The organism is Cellulomonas cellasea (assembly GCF_006538745.1).
GTDB lineage: Bacteria > Actinomycetota > Actinomycetes > Actinomycetales > Cellulomonadaceae > Cellulomonas_A > Cellulomonas_A cellasea.
The window spans coordinates 66,151-81,737 of record NZ_BJLR01000030.1 but is presented as its reverse complement, the minus strand read 5'-3'; the positions used below and the strand labels follow the sequence as shown (position 1 = coordinate 81,737).

The 15,587-nt window shown below is 75.5% G+C and carries 17 protein-coding genes, 1 tRNA gene and 1 other RNA gene; 11 read left to right on the top strand and 8 right to left on the bottom strand.

Features of this window, described 5'->3' with window-relative positions; translation table 11 throughout:
* Positions 1 to 13 precede the first annotated feature (13 nt).
* The 7 genes from CCE01nite_RS15695 (at position 14) to CCE01nite_RS15665 (ending at position 5,205) form a co-directional block, all read left to right on the top strand.
* Positions 14 to 436, top strand: a complete 423-nt coding sequence (locus CCE01nite_RS15695) for a DUF3052 domain-containing protein (RefSeq protein WP_034625111.1) — start codon at positions 14 to 16, stop codon at positions 434 to 436.
* The gene (locus CCE01nite_RS15690) at positions 433 to 924 is read left to right on the top strand and encodes a peroxiredoxin (protein WP_034625109.1); all 492 of its coding nucleotides are present in this window, start codon (positions 433 to 435) and stop codon (positions 922 to 924) included. Before CCE01nite_RS15695 ends, CCE01nite_RS15690 begins: the two co-directional genes overlap by 4 nt.
* A 35-nt stretch (positions 925 to 959) precedes the next feature.
* Positions 960 to 1,033, top strand: a tRNA-Val gene (locus tag CCE01nite_RS15685).
* A 78-nt stretch (positions 1,034 to 1,111) separates the two neighbouring features.
* Complete coding sequence (locus CCE01nite_RS15680; RefSeq protein ID WP_034625104.1) at positions 1,112 to 2,020, top strand: MOSC domain-containing protein; 909 nt, start codon at positions 1,112 to 1,114, stop codon at positions 2,018 to 2,020.
* Between the two features lie 10 nt (positions 2,021 to 2,030).
* Positions 2,031 to 3,245, top strand: a complete 1,215-nt coding sequence (locus tag CCE01nite_RS15675; protein ID WP_052103477.1) for a Nif3-like dinuclear metal center hexameric protein — start codon at positions 2,031 to 2,033, stop codon at positions 3,243 to 3,245.
* Complete coding sequence (locus CCE01nite_RS15670; RefSeq protein WP_034625171.1) at positions 3,242 to 3,982, top strand: zinc ribbon domain-containing protein; 741 nt, start codon at positions 3,242 to 3,244, stop codon at positions 3,980 to 3,982. Before CCE01nite_RS15675 ends, CCE01nite_RS15670 begins: the two co-directional genes overlap by 4 nt.
* Positions 3,982 to 5,205, top strand: a complete 1,224-nt coding sequence (locus CCE01nite_RS15665) for a bifunctional RNase H/acid phosphatase (RefSeq protein ID WP_034625101.1) — start codon at positions 3,982 to 3,984, stop codon at positions 5,203 to 5,205. Before CCE01nite_RS15670 ends, CCE01nite_RS15665 begins: the two co-directional genes overlap by 1 nt.
* A gap of 49 nt (positions 5,206 to 5,254) precedes the next feature.
* Here the strand turns inward: CCE01nite_RS15665 and CCE01nite_RS15660 are convergent, their stop codons facing one another.
* Positions 5,255 to 6,037 (bottom strand): YaaA family protein, encoded by a 783-nt coding sequence (locus CCE01nite_RS15660; protein WP_034625097.1) that lies wholly within the window; start codon positions 6,035 to 6,037, stop codon positions 5,255 to 5,257.
* 63 nt (positions 6,038 to 6,100) lie between these two features.
* Here CCE01nite_RS15660 and CCE01nite_RS15655 point away from each other — a divergent pair, with 63 nt between their 5' ends.
* Positions 6,101 to 6,484 (top strand): tautomerase family protein, encoded by a 384-nt coding sequence (locus CCE01nite_RS15655; RefSeq protein ID WP_034625093.1) that lies wholly within the window; start codon positions 6,101 to 6,103, stop codon positions 6,482 to 6,484.
* Positions 6,485 to 6,617: 133 nt separating this feature from the next.
* Positions 6,618 to 7,002: RNase P RNA component class A (gene rnpB, locus CCE01nite_RS15650), an RNA gene on the top strand.
* 11 nt (positions 7,003 to 7,013) lie between these two features.
* Here rnpB and CCE01nite_RS15645 read toward each other — a convergent pair.
* The 4 genes from CCE01nite_RS15645 to map all read right to left on the bottom strand — a co-directional run bounded on the left by CCE01nite_RS15645 (position 7,014) and on the right by map (position 10,062).
* Positions 7,014 to 7,424 (bottom strand): VOC family protein, encoded by a 411-nt coding sequence (locus CCE01nite_RS15645; RefSeq protein ID WP_034625089.1) that lies wholly within the window; start codon positions 7,422 to 7,424, stop codon positions 7,014 to 7,016.
* Positions 7,425 to 7,547: 123 nt separating this feature from the next.
* On the bottom strand, positions 7,548 to 8,345 hold the full coding sequence (locus CCE01nite_RS15640) for an MBL fold metallo-hydrolase (RefSeq protein ID WP_034625085.1): 798 nt from the start codon (positions 8,343 to 8,345) through the stop codon (positions 7,548 to 7,550).
* An 8-nt stretch (positions 8,346 to 8,353) separates the two neighbouring features.
* A complete protein-coding gene (gene ppgK, locus CCE01nite_RS15635; RefSeq protein WP_084142450.1) occupies positions 8,354 to 9,193 on the bottom strand; it encodes a polyphosphate--glucose phosphotransferase in 840 nt (279 codons plus the stop codon).
* A complete protein-coding gene (map, locus tag CCE01nite_RS15630) occupies positions 9,190 to 10,062 on the bottom strand; it encodes a type I methionyl aminopeptidase (protein ID WP_034625083.1) in 873 nt (290 codons plus the stop codon). Before map ends, ppgK begins: the two co-directional genes overlap by 4 nt.
* Positions 10,063 to 10,150: 88 nt before the next feature.
* On the opposite strand from map, the gene CCE01nite_RS15625 reads away from it, so the two are divergent.
* Positions 10,151 to 10,333, top strand: coding sequence for a hypothetical protein (locus CCE01nite_RS15625; protein ID WP_034625081.1), 183 nt, complete (start codon positions 10,151 to 10,153; stop codon positions 10,331 to 10,333).
* 96 nt (positions 10,334 to 10,429) lie between these two features.
* Here CCE01nite_RS15625 and CCE01nite_RS15620 read toward each other — a convergent pair whose 3' ends face one another.
* The 3 genes from CCE01nite_RS15620 to CCE01nite_RS15610 all read right to left on the bottom strand — a co-directional run bounded on the left by CCE01nite_RS15620 (position 10,430) and on the right by CCE01nite_RS15610 (position 14,057).
* Positions 10,430 to 11,389 carry an endonuclease/exonuclease/phosphatase family protein gene (locus CCE01nite_RS15620; protein WP_141372660.1) on the bottom strand — a complete coding sequence of 320 codons (960 nt, stop codon included), beginning with the start codon at positions 11,387 to 11,389 and terminating at the stop codon, positions 10,430 to 10,432.
* A 116-nt stretch (positions 11,390 to 11,505) separates the two neighbouring features.
* Entirely contained in the window at positions 11,506 to 12,318 is an 813-nt protein-coding gene (gene panB, locus CCE01nite_RS15615) for a 3-methyl-2-oxobutanoate hydroxymethyltransferase (protein ID WP_034631132.1), read from the bottom strand.
* 80 nt (positions 12,319 to 12,398) lie between these two features.
* The gene (locus tag CCE01nite_RS15610) at positions 12,399 to 14,057 is read right to left on the bottom strand and encodes an NAD+ synthase (protein WP_034631126.1); all 1,659 of its coding nucleotides are present in this window, start codon (positions 14,055 to 14,057) and stop codon (positions 12,399 to 12,401) included.
* 129 nt (positions 14,058 to 14,186) lie between these two features.
* Here CCE01nite_RS15610 and glnA point away from each other — a divergent pair, with 129 nt between their 5' ends.
* Entirely contained in the window at positions 14,187 to 15,524 is a 1,338-nt protein-coding gene (gene glnA, locus CCE01nite_RS15605) for a type I glutamate--ammonia ligase (RefSeq protein ID WP_034631121.1), read from the top strand.
* Positions 15,525 to 15,587: the final 63 nt, after the last annotated feature.

Below are 15,587 nucleotides of genomic sequence, written 5' to 3'. Positions count from 1 at the left end.
GAACGGTCAGCACGTGGCAAGCACCGCGGGCGACGCGGCCACGCAGGCAGCGGTTCGTCTGGGCTTCACCTCCGGTCAGGTGATCCAGGAGTTCGGGTACGACGACGACGTCGACGACGACCTGCGCGCAGCGATCGAGGCTGCCACCGGCACCGAGCTCGTCGACGAGGACTACGACGACGTCACGGACGCCGTCGTGATCTGGTGGCGCGAGGAGGACGGCGACCTCACGGACTCGCTCGTCGACGCGCAGACCGTGCTGGACGACGGGGGCTCGATCTGGGTGTTCACGCCCAAGCCCGGCCGCACCGGCCACGTCGACCACGGCGACATCGAGGAGGCCGCGACCACCGCGGGCCTCCACGCGACGAGCACCTTCGCGATCGCCTCGGACTGGTCCGCGACGCGGCTCGGGACGCGCGGCCGCGGCAAGTGAACCCGTCGGTCCCCGGCGCCCCGGTCGGCGTCGGTGACCCGGCGCCGGACTTCACGCTCGACGACACCCACGGGACCCCGGTTCGCCTCGGCGCGCTGCGCGGGGCACCCGTGCTCGTCGTCTTCGTGCCGTTCGCGTTCTCGGGCCGGTGCACGCAGGAGCTGTGCGAGCTCCGCGACAACCTCGGCGAGCTCGAGGACTCCGGCGCGCGGCTCCTCGTGGTGTCGTGCGACGCGACCTTCTCGCTGCGCGCGTGGGCGGAGCAGGAGGGCTACACCTTCGCGCTCCTCTCCGACTTCTGGCCGCACGGCGAGGTCGCGCGCGCGTACGGCGTGTTCGACGAGGTGCACGGGCTCGCGCTGCGGTGCAGCTTCCTGGTCGACGCCGAGGGCGTGGTCCGGTGGTGCGTGCGCAACCCGCGCGGCGTCGTGCGCGACCTCGCGGACTACCGGGCGGCCGTCGCCGCGCTCCCCGGAGCCCCCGCCTGAGGTCCTCCGGCGGGTAGGCTGTGCCCCCGTCGCAGGGGCCTGTAGCTCAGCTGGTCAGAGCGCCGCGCTTACACCGCGGAGGTCGCCGGTTCGAAACCGGCCGGGCCCACCCATGTGCACGCCGGTCCCGGCGCCCGCCCGGTCTGCGGGGCGGTCCGCCGCGCGGGCTGCCTGCTAGCGTCGCGCGGTGCACCTCGCGGCCCTGACGATCCACCCGGTGAAGTCCTTGCGCGGCGAGCCCGTCGCCGCGGCGGAGCTCGAGCGTGCGGGGCTGCGCGGGGACCGTCGGTGGATGCTCGTCGGTCCCGACGGCGCGGCCGTGACGGCGCGACGCAACCCCGGCCTGCTCGGGGTGGGCGCCCGCACGACCGCCGGGGGCGGTGTCGTGCTCAGCCACCCTGGCCACGACGACCTCCGCGTCGAGCCGCCGGTGGACGGGCCGCCCGTCGCCGTGACGCTCTCGCGCGTCGACCGGGCGCTGGCCGCCGGGCCTGCGGCGGACGCGTGGCTGCGCGCGGTGCTCGGGCTCGACGTGCGTCTCGTGTGGCAGGACGACCCGGCGCGCCGTCCGGTCGACGAGGCCCACGGCGGCCGGCCGGGCGACCCGCTCAGCCTCGCGGACGACGGCCCGGTGCTCGTGACCGTGGTGGCGTCGCTGCGCCGGCTCGACGAGTGGGTCGCGGCGGCTCCCGCGCGGACGTTGCCCGGGCGCGCGGACCGCGGGGAAGCGGGGCTCGGCGGCGTCGCCGGTGCGGCCGGTGCGGCCGGTGCGCGCCCCGCGCCGCTCGCGATGGAGCGGTTCCGGCCCAACCTCGTCGTCGACGGCGACGTCGAGCCGTTCGCCGAGGACGCGTGGCCGGGCATCCGGGTCGGCGAGGTCGAGCTGCGGTTCGCCGAGCACTGCGACCGCTGCGCCATGACGACGGTCGACCCGGTGACCCTGGCGCGCGGGCAGGAGCCGCTGCGCACGCTCGCGAAGCACCGGCGCTGGGACGGCAAGGTGTGGTTCGGCGTGCGGATGGTCCCCGTGACCACGGGCCGGGTCGCGGTGGGCGACCCCGTCACGGTGCTCGGTGGCGGGCGTCCCGGCGGGTAGCGTTCCGTCCGTGACCCGCGACGACGCCCTGCCCCTCGCCGAGGTCGTGCGGCTCCTGGAGCGCCGCTACCCGCCCGCGACCGCCGAGTCGTGGGACGCCGTCGGGCTCGTCACGGGCGACCCGCGCCAGCCCGTCCGCAAGGTCCTGCTGGCCGTCGACCCGGTCGCCGCGGTGGTCGACGAGGCGGTCGCGTGGGGCGCCGACCTCGTGCTCGTGCACCACCCGCTGCTGCTGCGCCCCGTGACCTCCGTCGCCGCGACGACCTTCAAGGGGGCGCTGGTCCACCGGCTCGTGCGGTCCGGGGTCGCGCTGCACGTCGCGCACACCAACGCCGACGCCGCGCCCGGCGGGGTCGCCGAGGCGCTCGCCGGCGCCGTCGGGCTCGTCGACCAGGTGCCGCTCGTCGCCCAGCCCGTCGAGGCGCTCGACAAGCACGTCGTGTTCGTCCCCGTCGCCGACGCCGAGCGGCTCGTCGACGCGCTGGCCGCCGCGGGGGCCGGGGCGATCGGGGAGTACAGCCGCTGCGCGTGGCGGACGACGGGGGAGGGCACGTTCACGCCGTCCGAGCATGCCGATCCCGCGATCGGCCGCCGCGGCGAGGTCACGACGGTCGTCGAGGCGCGCGTCGAGATGGTCGCGCCGCGCCGCCTGCGCCGCGCCGTGACCGCGGCGATGCGTGCCGCCCACCCGTACGAGGAGGTCGCGTTCGACGTCCTCGAGCTCGCGCGGGAGGACGGGCCGACCGGCCTCGGGCGGGTCGGGCGCCTGCCGGCCCCGACGACGCTGCGGGGCCTCGCGGAGCTCGTGGCGCAGGTGCTGCCGGCGACCGCGCAGGGCGTGCGGTTCGCGGGCGACCCCGACGGTCGCGTCGAGCGCGTCGCGGTGCTCGGGGGCTCGGGCGACTCCCTGTTCGACGCCGTGCGCGCGGCCGGGGTCGACGCCTACCTCACCGCCGACCTGCGTCACCACCCCGCGTCCGAGCTGCGCGAGCGGGCGGAGTTCGAGGCCGCGCCGGGCACGCCCGCGACGCCGTACCTCGTCGACGTCGCGCACTTCGCCTCCGAGTGGCCGTGGCTCGAGCACGCCGCCGCCGACCTGCGCGCGGACGCCCTCGCCGCCGGCGCTACGGTGGAGACCAGGGTCAGCACGCTGCGCACCGATCCGTGGTCCGGCCGGGTCCCGAGCCCGGACCGCCCCCCGTCGTCGGAAGGAACCGCCCCGTGACCACCGCACCCCCCGAGGACCAGCGCAGGCTCCTCGACCTGCAGCAGCTCGACACCCGGCTCGACCAGATCGCCCACCGCAAGCGCACCCACCCGGTGCTCGCGCGGCTCGCGGAGGTCGACGGCCGCCTCGCCGACCTCGACACCGCGCTCGTCGCGTCCCGCACCGCCGCGAACGACCTGCGCCGCGAGGTCACCAAGGCCGAGACCGACGTCGAGCAGGTCCGCACCCGCGCGGCGCGCGACCAGGCCCGCCTTGACTCCGGGTCCGGCAGCCCCAAGGACCTGCAGGCGCTGCAGAGCGAGCTCGCGTCGCTCGCGCGGCGGCAGGACGAGCTCGAGGAGGTCGAGCTCGAGGTCATGGAGCGGCTCGAGGCGCACGAGTCCGCCCTCGCCGGGCTGACGTCGGCGCACGCCGAGGTCCTCGCGCAGAAGTCCGAGCTCGTCGCGGAGCGCGACGCGGCGTTCGCCGAGCTCGACGCCGAGGCCGAGAAGGTCGCCGGCCAGCGGGCCGAGCTCGCGGCCCCGCTCGACGAGAAGCTCCTCGCGCTCTACGAGCGCCTGCGCGGGCGGCTCGGCGGCGTCGCCGTCGCTGCGCTGCGCAGGGGCCGGTCCGAGGGCAGCGGGCTGCAGGTGCCCGGCACCGAGCTCGCGCGCATCAAGGCGCTCCCGCCCGAGGAGGTCGTGTACTGCGAGGACTCCGGGCGCATCCTCGTGCGCGGTGAGGACGCCTTCTGATGACGTCGACGGGCGGCGCCGCGGGCTCGCCGCGCCGGCTCGTCGTCGAGGCCGACGGTGGCTCGCGCGGGAACCCGGGGCCCGCCGGTTACGGCGCCCTCGTCCGTGACGCGGCCACCGGGCAGGTCCTCGCCGAGCGCGCCGACCACCTCGGGGTCACGACGAACAACGTCGCCGAGTACTCGGGGCTCGTCGCCGGGCTCGAGGCGGCCGCGCAGATCGACCCCGCGGCGCTCGTCGAGGTGCGGATGGACTCGCGGCTCGTCGTCGAGCAGATGTCCGGCCGGTGGCAGATCAAGCACGAGGACATGCGCCGGCTCGCCCGGCGCGCCGCCGAGGTGCTCCCGCGCGCGCAGGTGACGTACACGTGGGTGCCGCGCGCGGAGAACTCCGCGGCCGACGCGCTCGCGAACGAGGCGATGGACACGCGCGGCCCGGTGTCGCGCGACCCCGGGCCGACGCCCGACGCGCCGTCGCCGGGCCTGCCGCCCGCGCCGGCGCCCGTCGGCGAGGGTGCACGCGCGCGGCTCCCGCGCCCGTCCGGCGCGGCGGTCCGGTTCGACGACGAGCAGCCCGTGACCGTCGTGCTCGTGCGCCACGGCGAGACGACGATGACCGTCTCGCGCGGCTACTCCGGCTCCTCGGAGCCGGGGCCGTCCCTGAACGACCACGGGCGCGCGCAGGCGGCCGCGGCCGCGGAGCTCGTGCGGCGCGTGGGCCGCGACCTGTGGGGCGACATCCCGTACCCGACCGAGCTGCTCGCGTCGCCGATGGTGCGCACGCAGGAGACGGCGGCGGTCGTGGCGCGACGGCTCGGGCTGCCCGTGGGCACCGAGCCGGCGTTCCGGGAGGCCGACTTCGGCGCGTGGCAGGGGCTCACCGCCGAGCAGATCGAGGAGCGCTGGCCCGGGATGCTCGTGCCGTGGCACACCGAGGCGGACGTCCGCCCGCCCGGCGGCGAGTCGATCGAGGACGTCGGCCGGCGCATCCGGGGCGGTCTCGACGCGCTGCTCGCGGGCGGCGTGGACCGGACGGTCGTGGTGGTCAGCCACGCGGTCGCGATCCGCGCGGCGCTCGGCGTGGCGATGCGCGCGCAGCCGTCGGCGTGGAGCCAGCTGCGGGTCGCGCCCGCGTCCGTGAGCATCGTCCGGCTGTTCGAGGACGGGCGGACCGAGGTCGCGGTCGCCGGCGCGCCGAGCGAGGGCTGGGCACCGGCGCGCTGAGCGGGGACGCAGCGGCGCGCCGGGTGCGGGCGTTCGGGCGGAGGTGCGGTCAGCGCACGACGAGCGAGAGCACCCGGGCGCCGGTGCGCGGGCGCGCGCCGAGCTCCACGTCGAGCAGCGTCCCGTCGGCCAGGAGCTCGGCGGCCGCCGCGGTGAGCTGCTCGGCGGTGCGCGGCTCACGCCCGGGGCGCACGAGCAGGTGGCGGGTGAGCACGCCGCGCGTGTGCTTCGCGTTGTGGGACACCACGGAGCGCACGCCGTCGAGCTCGCGCAGCACGCGTACCTGGACCCAGTCGGCGCCGGTGGGCGGGCGCCACGCCGCGAGGTACGCCGCCGATCGGCAGTCCACGACGAGCTCCCCGCGGGCGGTGTCGTCGAGCGCGGCGGCGAGCGGGTCCCGCCACGCCGAGGCGAGCGGGCCGACGCCCGGGAGGTCCGTGCCCATCGAGAGGCGGTACGCCGGGATCCGGTCGGCGGGGGACACCAGCCCCCAGAGCGCGGAGACGGTGCGGACGGCCCGCGCCGACCGCTCGCGGGCGCGGCGCGGCAGGTCGTCGAGCCCTGCGGCGGCGTACAGGACGCCGGTGTAGACGCGGGAGGCGCGCGCGGTCGGCGCCTCGCGCAGCGTCGTGTTGCGTGCGACCTCTCCGGCGAGCGAGGCGCCGGCGCCGAGGACGGCCACCGCGTCCGGGCGGGCGCTCGCCTCGACGAGCGCGTCGAGCACCGTGCGGCGCACCGGCCCGAGGTCGGGCGACGTCAGGGCGTCGAGGTCGAGGGCGGGGCCGCGCGCCGGCGCGGTCTTGCCCTCCGAGGGCGGCAGGAGCACGAGCACCCGAAGACTCTAGGCTGCCCGCACCGCGGTCGACGACGCCGCGGCCGCGACCCGGAGGTGGGCATGGCGCAGGTCAAGATCTACGGACGGCGGGATGTCTGGGCTCCCCGGCGGCGCGAGCTGTCCGACGCGGTGCACGCGGCGCTCGTCGGGGCGTGGCAGCTGCCCGAGGACAAGCGCTTCCACCGGTTCCTGCTGCTCGACGCCGAGGACCTGGTCGCCCCACGCTCGCCGGAGTACCTCGTGATCGAGATCGTGTGCTTCACCGGGCGCAGCCCTGCCGCCCGCCGCGCGCTCATCGCCGCGTTCTTCGAGGACGTCGCGCCCGCGCTGGGCCTCGCGGCCGAGGACCTCGAGGTCGTGATCCTCGAGAGCCCGCCGGCGAGCTGGGGCATCCGCGGTGTGGCGGGCGACGAGCTCACGCTCGGGTACCGCGTCGACGTCTGACCCGGGCGACGGGTCCGCGGACCCGCGACACGGCGGCGCGCGGGAGCCCGGAGCCCGGCGTCTCCGTCCACGGCGTACGGGTCGCCACCGCGGTGCCCCGAGCGGCCCGGCGGCGCACTAGGCTGGTCCCGGATGAGCTGGCCAGACGGCCGCGTCGAGCCCTCGGGCTCGCCGAGGAACGTCCGGGCTCCACAGGGCAGGGTGGTGGGTAACACCCACCCGGGGCGACCCGCGGGACAGTGCCACAGAGAGAAGACCGCCACGCCCGCCCTCCGGGGCAGGCGGGGTAAGGGTGAAAGGGTGGTGTAAGAGACCACCAGCGTGCCGGGTGACCGGTGCGGCTAGGTAAACCCCACCCGGAGCAAGGCCAGACAGGGAGCGTCCGAGGGCTGCCCGCCCGAGCTCCCGGGTAGGCCGCTGGAGGCGTGCGGCAACGTACGTCGTAGATGGATGGCCGTCACCCGCGCGGGGGCAACCGCGCGCGGGCACAGAACCCGGCGTACCGGCCAGCTCATCCGCTCCGGTCGCGTCAGCCGGCGCTCCGCCCGGCCGCCTCCGCAGCGAGCTCGCTCGGTGTGGACTGCAGGAGACAGAACTCGTTGCCCTCGGGGTCGGCGAGCACGAGCCAGCTCACGCTCGCCTCCTGCCCGACGTCGACCCGCCGGGCACCGAGCCCGAGCAGGCGACCGAGCTCCGTCTGCTGGTCGGAGCCGTCCGGCGGGCGTAGGTCGAGGTGCAGGCGGTTCTTGGTCGTCTTCGCCTCGGGGACCTGGAGGAACAGGAGCGTCAGCGGCGACGCCGACGGGTCGCCGATCGCGACTTCGTCGTCGTCCGGGTCCTCGTCCTGGAGCACCTGCCACCCCAGCACCTGAGCCCACCACTCCGCGAGCCTGCGCGGCGCCGCGCAGTCCACCGACAGGGTGTCGACGACCAGTCCCATGGGCCGACGCTAGACCGCGCGAGCCTGCGTGGCGACACGACCACCGGGCGTCGGCGCACGCTCGGCCGGTCCGGGGTGGCGACCACGCCGACGACACCCGGCCCTGGGCGGTTGGCGCCCTCCTCAGCCGCCCCCGCGGCGCAGCCGCTCGACGTGCCGCTCGTGCTCCTGCGCGAGCCACGGCGTGCCGAGCCGGGCGTCGTCGGGCTCGCGCCCGCGGACCAGCGCGTCGAGGTACGCCCGGTCCGCGGCCAGCCGGCGTGCGAGCTCGGCGCGGTCCCCGATGTGCCCGTGGCCCGGGACGAGCACCCGGACGCCGTCGGCCTCGGCGGCCTCCTCGAGCAGGTCGAGCGCCGCGACGTAGTCCCCGACGGGGTCCGTGGCGTCGACGTCGAGCAGCGGGATCTCGAGGTCGGAGAGCATGTCGCCCGCGAGCAGCACGCCGGCGTCGGGCAGCACGAGCGCCGCGTGCCCCGGGCAGTGTGCGCGGTGGGGAAGCACCCGCACGGGTGGGCCGTTCCAGGGGACGGTCGGCGCGTCCGCGTCGAGCGCGGTCAGCACCCCGAACAGGTCGGGGTCGTGGCCCGGCGCGGCGTCGTCGGCCTTCACGAGGTCCGACGCCCGCGTGCGGTGCAGCGCGTCGACCGCCGTCCGGGTCGCCCACCGCGGCGCGCCGGGCCAGCGGGGGGACCACAGGACGTGGTCCCAGTGCGGGTGCGTCGAGAACCCCGCGACGACGCTCCGGCCCGTCGCGTCGAGCGCGTCGGCGAGCGCGTCGACCTCGGCCGGCGTGATCGCGGGGTCGACGACGAGGCACGTCCCGTCGGGCCCGTCGACGACCGTGCTGAGCGTCGTCCAGATCTCCGCGGTGGCGATGTGCACGCCCGGCGCGACCCGCGTGAGCCGCGCCGGGGGTGTCACCGCCGTCGTCAGCGCTGGGCCTGGGCCGCGAGGGCCGCCGCGCCGACGATCCCGGCGGCGTTGCGCAGCTCGGCCGGCACGATGCGGGTGCGCAGGTCGAGCAGCGGCAGGAACTTCGCGTGGTGCTTGCTCACGCCGCCGCCGACCACGATCAGGTCGGGCCAGAACAGGTCCTCGACGACGCGGAAGTAGCGCTGCAGGCGCGCCGACCACTGCGCGTAGTCGAGGTCCTCGCGCTCGCGCGCGCTGTCCGCCGCACGTAACTCGGCGTCGTGCCCGTCGATCTCGAGGTGCCCGAGCTCGGTGTTCGGCACGAGGTGCCCGTCGACGATGAGCGCCGAGCCGATACCGGTGCCGAGCGTCACGACGAGCACGACGCCCTTCTGGCCGTGCGCCGCGCCGTAGACGGTCTCGGCGTACCCGGCGGCGTCGGCGTCGTTGACCGCGACGACGCGGCGGCCGGTCGCCTGAGCGACGACCTCCTCGACGTTCGTGCCGATCCACGACTTGTCGACGTTGGCGGCGGACTGCGCGACGCCGTGCAGGATCACCGCGGGGAACGTCACGCCGACGGGGAGCTCGGGCGGGAGCTGGAACGCGTCGACGACCTCGGCGACCGTCCGTGCGACCGCGTCGGGCGTCGCGGGCTGCGGCGTCGGGATCCGGACGCGGTCGGCGCTGAACTCGCCGGTGCTCAGGTCGACGGGCGCGCCCTTGATGCCGCTGCCGCCGATGTCGATGCCGAACGCCGTCCCGGCCTGGCCGCGCGGCGCCGTGGCCCCGGCGTCGCCGGCCGTGCGGTGCTTGTCGTGGTCCTTGTCGTGCGACTTGTCATGGTGCTTGCTCATGGCAGCGTCAGGATCTCCGTCCCGGTCTCGGTGACGAGCAGGGTGTGCTCGAACTGTGCACTGCGGCGGCCGTCCGCGGTCACGACGGTCCAGCCGTCGTCCCACAGGACCCAGTCGGGCGTCCCGAGGTTGAGCATCGGCTCGATCGTGAAGACCATGCCGGGCTCGATCACGGTCGCGTAGGCGGGCGCGGCGTCGTAGTGCGGCACGACGAGCCCGGTGTGGAAGGCCTCCCCGACCCCGTGGCCGGTGTAGTCGCGCACGACGCCGTAGCCGAAGCGCTGCGCGTACTTCTCGATGACCCGCCCGATGACGTTGATCTCGCGACCGGGCACGACCGCCTTGATCGCCCGGGCGAGCGCCTCCCGCGTCCGCTCGACGAGCAGCGCCGACTCCTCGTCGAGCTCCCCGACGCCGAACGTCGCGTTGTTGTCGCCGTGCACGCCGCCGACGTACGCCGTGATGTCGACGTTCACGAGGTCGCCCTCGACGAGGACCGTCGAGTCGGGGATGCCGTGGCAGATCACCTCGTTGACGGACGTGCACAGCGACTTGGGGAAGCCGCGGTAGCCGAGCGTCGACGGGTAGGCGTGATGGTCGAGCAGGAACTCGTGGCCGATGCGGTCGAGCTCGTCGGTGGTCACGCCGGGCGCCACGTGCCGTCCGACCTCCTCGAGCGCCTGCGCGGCGATCCGGGCGGCGACGCGGATGCGCTCGACCGTCCCGGGCTCGACGACGTCGCTCCCCGTGTGCGGCGCGGGACCGGGGCGGCCCACGTACTCGGGCCGGGCGATCGAGGGGGGCACGTCGCGGCGCGGGCTCACGGTCCCGGGGACCAGCGCCGGTCTCGACGCGTGCAGGGTCGACATGAGTGGCAGTCTACGGAGAGGTGCCGCGGAACGGCGGCTGAGCAGCACGAAGGCACTCCCGAGGTGCCGCGAGACCGGCGGAGGAACCATGACCGGCACGGACCGCGAGTTCTACTACAACACCGAGACCGGCCAGGTCGAGGAGGGCAAGGTCTCCGACTGGACGGGGCGGATGGGCCCGTACCCGACGCGCGAAGCCGCCGAGCACGCGCTCGACCAGGCGAAGGCGCGCACGCGCGCGTGGGACGAGGAGGACGAGCGCCACCGCTGACCACGTCCGACCTGCCGGCTGGTCGCGGCGGGCCGACCTGAGGTCGACCGCGGCCGCGGCCTGGGCGGGCCGACCGGGACCGCGGCGCGCGCGGGTCTACCGCGGGCGCAGGTGCGCGACGACGGGCCGGTGGTCGCTGCCGCCCACGGCGCCGAGCACGTCGAACCCGACGACCGCCCACACCTCCGCGTCGACGAGCACGTGGTCGATGGGCGCGGACAGCCAGCTCGGCAGCGCCGCCGGCCACGTCCCGAGCGCCGCGGCTCCCGCGGCCTCGGCCGCGTCGACGCACGTCCCGAGGTCGCGCAGCCCCGGGTGGTCCAGCGTCGCGTTGAGGTCGCCGGCGACGACCACGCCCCCGCCGTCGCACGTCCCGGCGACGAGGCGGGACTCCCGCAGCCAGTCGTCCATCGCGGCGACCGAGAAGGGAGCCGTCGGGTGGGCGGCGACGACGCGCGGGGGCGGCACCGCGGCGGCCCGTGCGCCGCGGGCGGACGCCGCGTCGGGCGGGACCGGGGCGGCGCGGAACCCGCCGAGCATCGTCGGCAGCTGGGACGTCACCTCGTAGCGCCCCAGGTCGGTCGAGACGAGCAGTGCGGTGGAGGCCACGGGGTCGTCTTCCGTGCGCCGGGAGAAGACCCACACCGGGCGCCCCGCGTCCTCGAGGACCGCCGCGGTGGCCCGGGCCGTGGCCGGCTCGGTCTCCGGGAGGACGACCACGTCGGCGCCGTGCTGCAGGACGAGGGGCGCGAGCTCGTCGGACGTGACGACGCCGAGCGTGTTGAACGCGAGCACGACGAGGTCGCCGTCCCGCCGCTCGGCCGTGACGTCCCCGTCCCAGCCGCGGGCCCCCAGGACGCCGAGCTGCGCGGCCGCCCCGAGCACGAGCACCGCCGCGGAGGCCGCACCGGCGGGGGAGCGCCGCGCGCGGCGCACGAGCAGCACGGCGGCGCTGGCCGCGAGCAGGCCGAGCGCGACGGGCACCCGGAACGCCACGAGGTGAGCGCCGACCGCGCGCCCGGCGATCGCGGGCGGCGCGAGCGCCAGCGCCAGCACCGTCGCGAGCAGCGCTCCCGGGACGAGCCACGGGGCGAGCCGGCGCGCACGTGCCCGGCGCGGACCGCCCGGGGCCGCCGGTGCCGCACCCGCCGGGGGTGCGGCCGTCGAGCCCGTCAGCTCTCGAAGGAGTGCGCCGCGTCGGGGAACCCGCCCGAGCGCACGTCGTCGGCGTAGGCGCGGGCGGCCTCCCCGAGGAGCCGGCCGACCTGCGCGTACTGCTTGGCGAACCGCGGCGACCAGTCGCCCATCCCGGCCATGTCGAGCCAGACGAGCACCTGGCCGTCGCACTCGGGGCCGGCGCCGATGCCGATCGTCGGGATCTCGAGGATCTCGGTCACGCGCGCCGCGACGTGCGAGGGCACCATCTCGAGGACGACCGCGACGGCGCCGGCCTCCTGGATCGCGAGCGCGTCCTCGCTGAGCGTCGCGGCGGCGGCGTCCCCGCGGCCCTGGACCCGCTTGCCGCCGAGCATGTTCTCGGACTGCGGCGTGAAGCCCAGGTGCCCGACGACGGGGATGCCCGCGTCGCTCAGCGCCCGGATCTGCGCGGCGCACCGCTTGCCGCCCTCGAGCTTGACCGCGTGCGCGTTCGCCTCCTTGAAGAACCGGACGCCCGTCTCGAGCGCCTGCTGCGGGCCGGCCTCGTAGGAGCCGAACGGCAGGTCGGCGACCACGAGCGAGCGGCGCACCGAGCGCGTGACCGCGCGCACGGCGGGGATGAGCTCGTCGACCGTGACCGGGATCGTCGTCTCGTGGCCCAGCATCGTGTTGCCGATCGAGTCGCCCACCAGCAGCAGGTCGATGCCGGCCTCGTCGAAGATGCGCGCGGTCGGGGCGTCGTACGCGGTGAGCATCGTGATCTTCTGCCCGCGCTCCTTCGCCTCGCGCAGGTGGTGCACGCGCACGCGCTTGGGGGTCTCGCTCATCGCCGCTGCTCCTGGTCGTCCGGGGTGGGTCGGGCGCACGCCGGTGTGCGCCCCGGGGTAGTGCGGGGTCGGGGCGCCGGTCAGGGCTCGCGCCACCGCGTCGTGATGGGCAGCCGGCGGTCGCGGCCGAACGCGAGCGCCGTGACCTTGGGGCCGAGGGGGTACTGCCGCCGCTTCCACTCGGCGCGGTCGACGAGCTGCAGCACCTTGTCGACGACCTCGGGGTCGAACCCGCGCGCGAGCAGCTCGGCGCGGCCCTCGGCGTGCTCGACGTACGCGTCGAGCACCTCGTCGAGCAGGTCGTACGGCGGCAGCGAGTCCTGGTCGACCTGGCCCGGTCGCAGCTCGGCCGACGGCGGCTTGGTGATCGAGCTCTCGGGGATCGGCGGGATCGACCCGGCGTCGATCGCGGCGTCGTTGCGCCACCGCGCGAGCGCCCAGACGCGCGACTTGTCGACGTCCTTGAGCGGGGCGTAGCCGCCGACGGCGTCGCCGTAGATCGTCGAGTAGCCCACCGCGAGCTCGGACTTGTTGCCCGTCGCGAGCACGAGGTGACCCTCGGCGTTCGACAGTCCCATGAGGATCACGCCGCGCACGCGCGCCTGCAGGTTCTCCGCGGCGATCCCTTCGAGGTGCATCTGCCCCTCGAACGCGTCGACCATCGGGCCGATCGGCTGCACGCGGTAGTCGGCGCCGATGCGCTTCGCGAGGTCGGCCGCGTCGTCCTTCGAGTGCTCGGAGGAGTGCCGCGAGGGCATCGAGACGCCGACGACGTTCCCGCCGCCGACCGCGTCCGCGCTGAGCGCCGCGACGAGCGCCGAGTCGATGCCGCCGGACAGCCCGAGCACGACCGAGCGGAAGCCGTTCTTGCGGACGTAGCCGACCAGTCCGGCGACGAGCGCCTGGTAGATCTCCTGGTCGGGGTGCAGCGGCGGAGCGATCTCGCCGGTCGCGGGCTCCTCGTCGTCCTCGACGAGGTCCCACACCAGCAGGTGCTCGTGGAACTGCGGCGCCCGCGCGAGCAGCCGCCCGTCCGCGCCGACGACGAACGACCCGCCGTCGAACACGAGGTCGTCCTGCCCGCCGACCATGTTGCAGTACGCCACCGGGGCCTGGACCTCGCGGGCCCGGCGCGCGGCGAGCTCGGTGCGCACGTGCCCCTTGCCCTCCTCGAACGGCGAGCCGTTGAGCACGACGAGCAGGGACACCTCGTTCTCGTCCATCTGCGAGACGGGGCCGCCGTCCTGCCAGATGTCCTCGCAGATCACGACGCCGACGCGCCGCCCGCGCACGTCGAGCACGCACACGCCGTCGCCGGGGGCGAAGATCCGGAACTCGTCGAACACGCCGTAGTTCGGCAGGTGGTGCTTGTCGTAGCGCGTCTGCACGGCGCCGTGCTGCAGGAGCACCGCCTGGTTCGTCGGGCGCGCCGGGGCGCCGTCGTGCTCACGCGTCGTCTTCTCGCCGACCGAGCCGACCAGCACCGCGAGGTGCCCCAGGCCCGCGGCGTCGAGCTCGCGCGCGACCCGGTGCAGCGCCGCCTCGGCGCCGCGCCGGAACGACGCCCGCAGCGCGAGGTCCTCGATGGGGTAGCCCGTGATCGTCATCTCGGGGAAGACCACGAGGTCGGCGCCCGCCTCCGCGGCCTCGCGGGACCGGTCGAGCACCGCACCGCTGTTCGCGTCGAGGTCGCCGACACAGGTGTCGATCTGGGCCAGGGCGATGCGCAGGTGGGCCATGCGCCGAGCCTAGAGGGTGCCGCCGCGGTGCACGGCGCCGACCCCGGGCCGGGGACGCGCCGCGTCGATCGGGTGCACCCGGCGCGGTCTGTCGCCGGAACGCCTCGTCCATCAGGCAGGATGTACCGCATGGACAGGCAGCAGGAGTTCGTGCTCCGCACGGTCGAGGAACGGGACATCCGCTTCATCCGACTCTGGTTCACCGACGTGCTCGGGATCCTCAAGTCGGTCGCGATCGCGCCGGCCGAGCTCGAGGCCGCCTTCGCGGAGGGCATCGGCTTCGACGGGAGCTCGATCCAGGGGCTCACGCGCGTGTACGAGGCCGACATGATCGCCAAGCCGGACCCGAGCACGTTCCAGGTGCTCCCGTGGCGCGGCGAGCGGCACGGCACCGCGCGCATGTTCTGCGACATCCTCACGCCCGACGGCGAGCCCTCGCTCGCGGACTCGCGCAACGTCCTCAAGCGCGCGCTCGCGAAGGGCAGCGCGCAGGGGTTCACCTTCTACACGCACCCCGAGGTCGAGTTCTACCTGTTCGAGGCGCCCGCGGACCCGCTGGTCCCGCTCGTGCCCGTCGACTCGGGCGGCTACTTCGACCACGTCCCGCGCGGCACGGCGCACGACTTCCGGCGCGCGGCGATCACGATGCTCGAGTCGATGGGCATCTCGGTCGAGTTCTCCCACCACGAGGCCGGCCCGGGCCAGAACGAGATCGACCTGCGCTACGCGGACGCGCTCACGACGGCCGACAACATCATGACGTTCCGCACGGTCGTCAAGGAGGTCGCGCTCGAGCAGGGCGTCTTCGCGTCGTTCATGCCGAAGCCGCTCGCCGACCAGCCCGGCTCGGGTATGCACACGCACCTGTCGCTGTTCGAGGGCGACCGCAACGCGTTCCACGAGCCCGGCGCGCACCTCGAGCTGTCGAAGGTCGCCCGCAGCTTCATCGCGGGCCTGCTGCGCCACGCCGCCGAGATCACCGCGGTGACGAACCAGTTCGTCAACTCCTACAAGCGGCTCTGGGGCGGCTCCGAGGCCCCGAGCTTCATCTGCTGGGGCCACAACAACCGCTCGGCGCTCGTGCGCGTGCCGATGTACAAGCCCGGCAAGGGCAACTCGAGCCGCATCGAGTACCGCGCGGTCGACGCCGCCACGAACCCGTACCTCGCGTTCGCCGTCATGCTCGCGGCCGGCCTCAAGGGCATCGAGGAGGGCTACGAGCTGCCCGAGGGCGCCGAGGACGACGTGTGGGAGCTCACCGACGCGGAGCGCCGCGCGCTCGGCATCGAGCCGCTGCCGACGTCGCTCGTCGACGCGATCGCGGTCATGGAGAAGTCCGAGCTCGTCGCGGAGACCCTCGGCGAGCACGTCTTCGACTACGTGCTGCGCAACAAGCGCCGCGAGTGGGAGGAGTACCGCTCGCAGGTCACGCCGTACGAGCTGCAGCGGTTCCTGCCGGTCCTCTGAGGTCCTCGTGCACGACGGCTGCCCCCGCGTCGCCGCCCGTCCCGGCCCGGGTCAGCCGCCGGA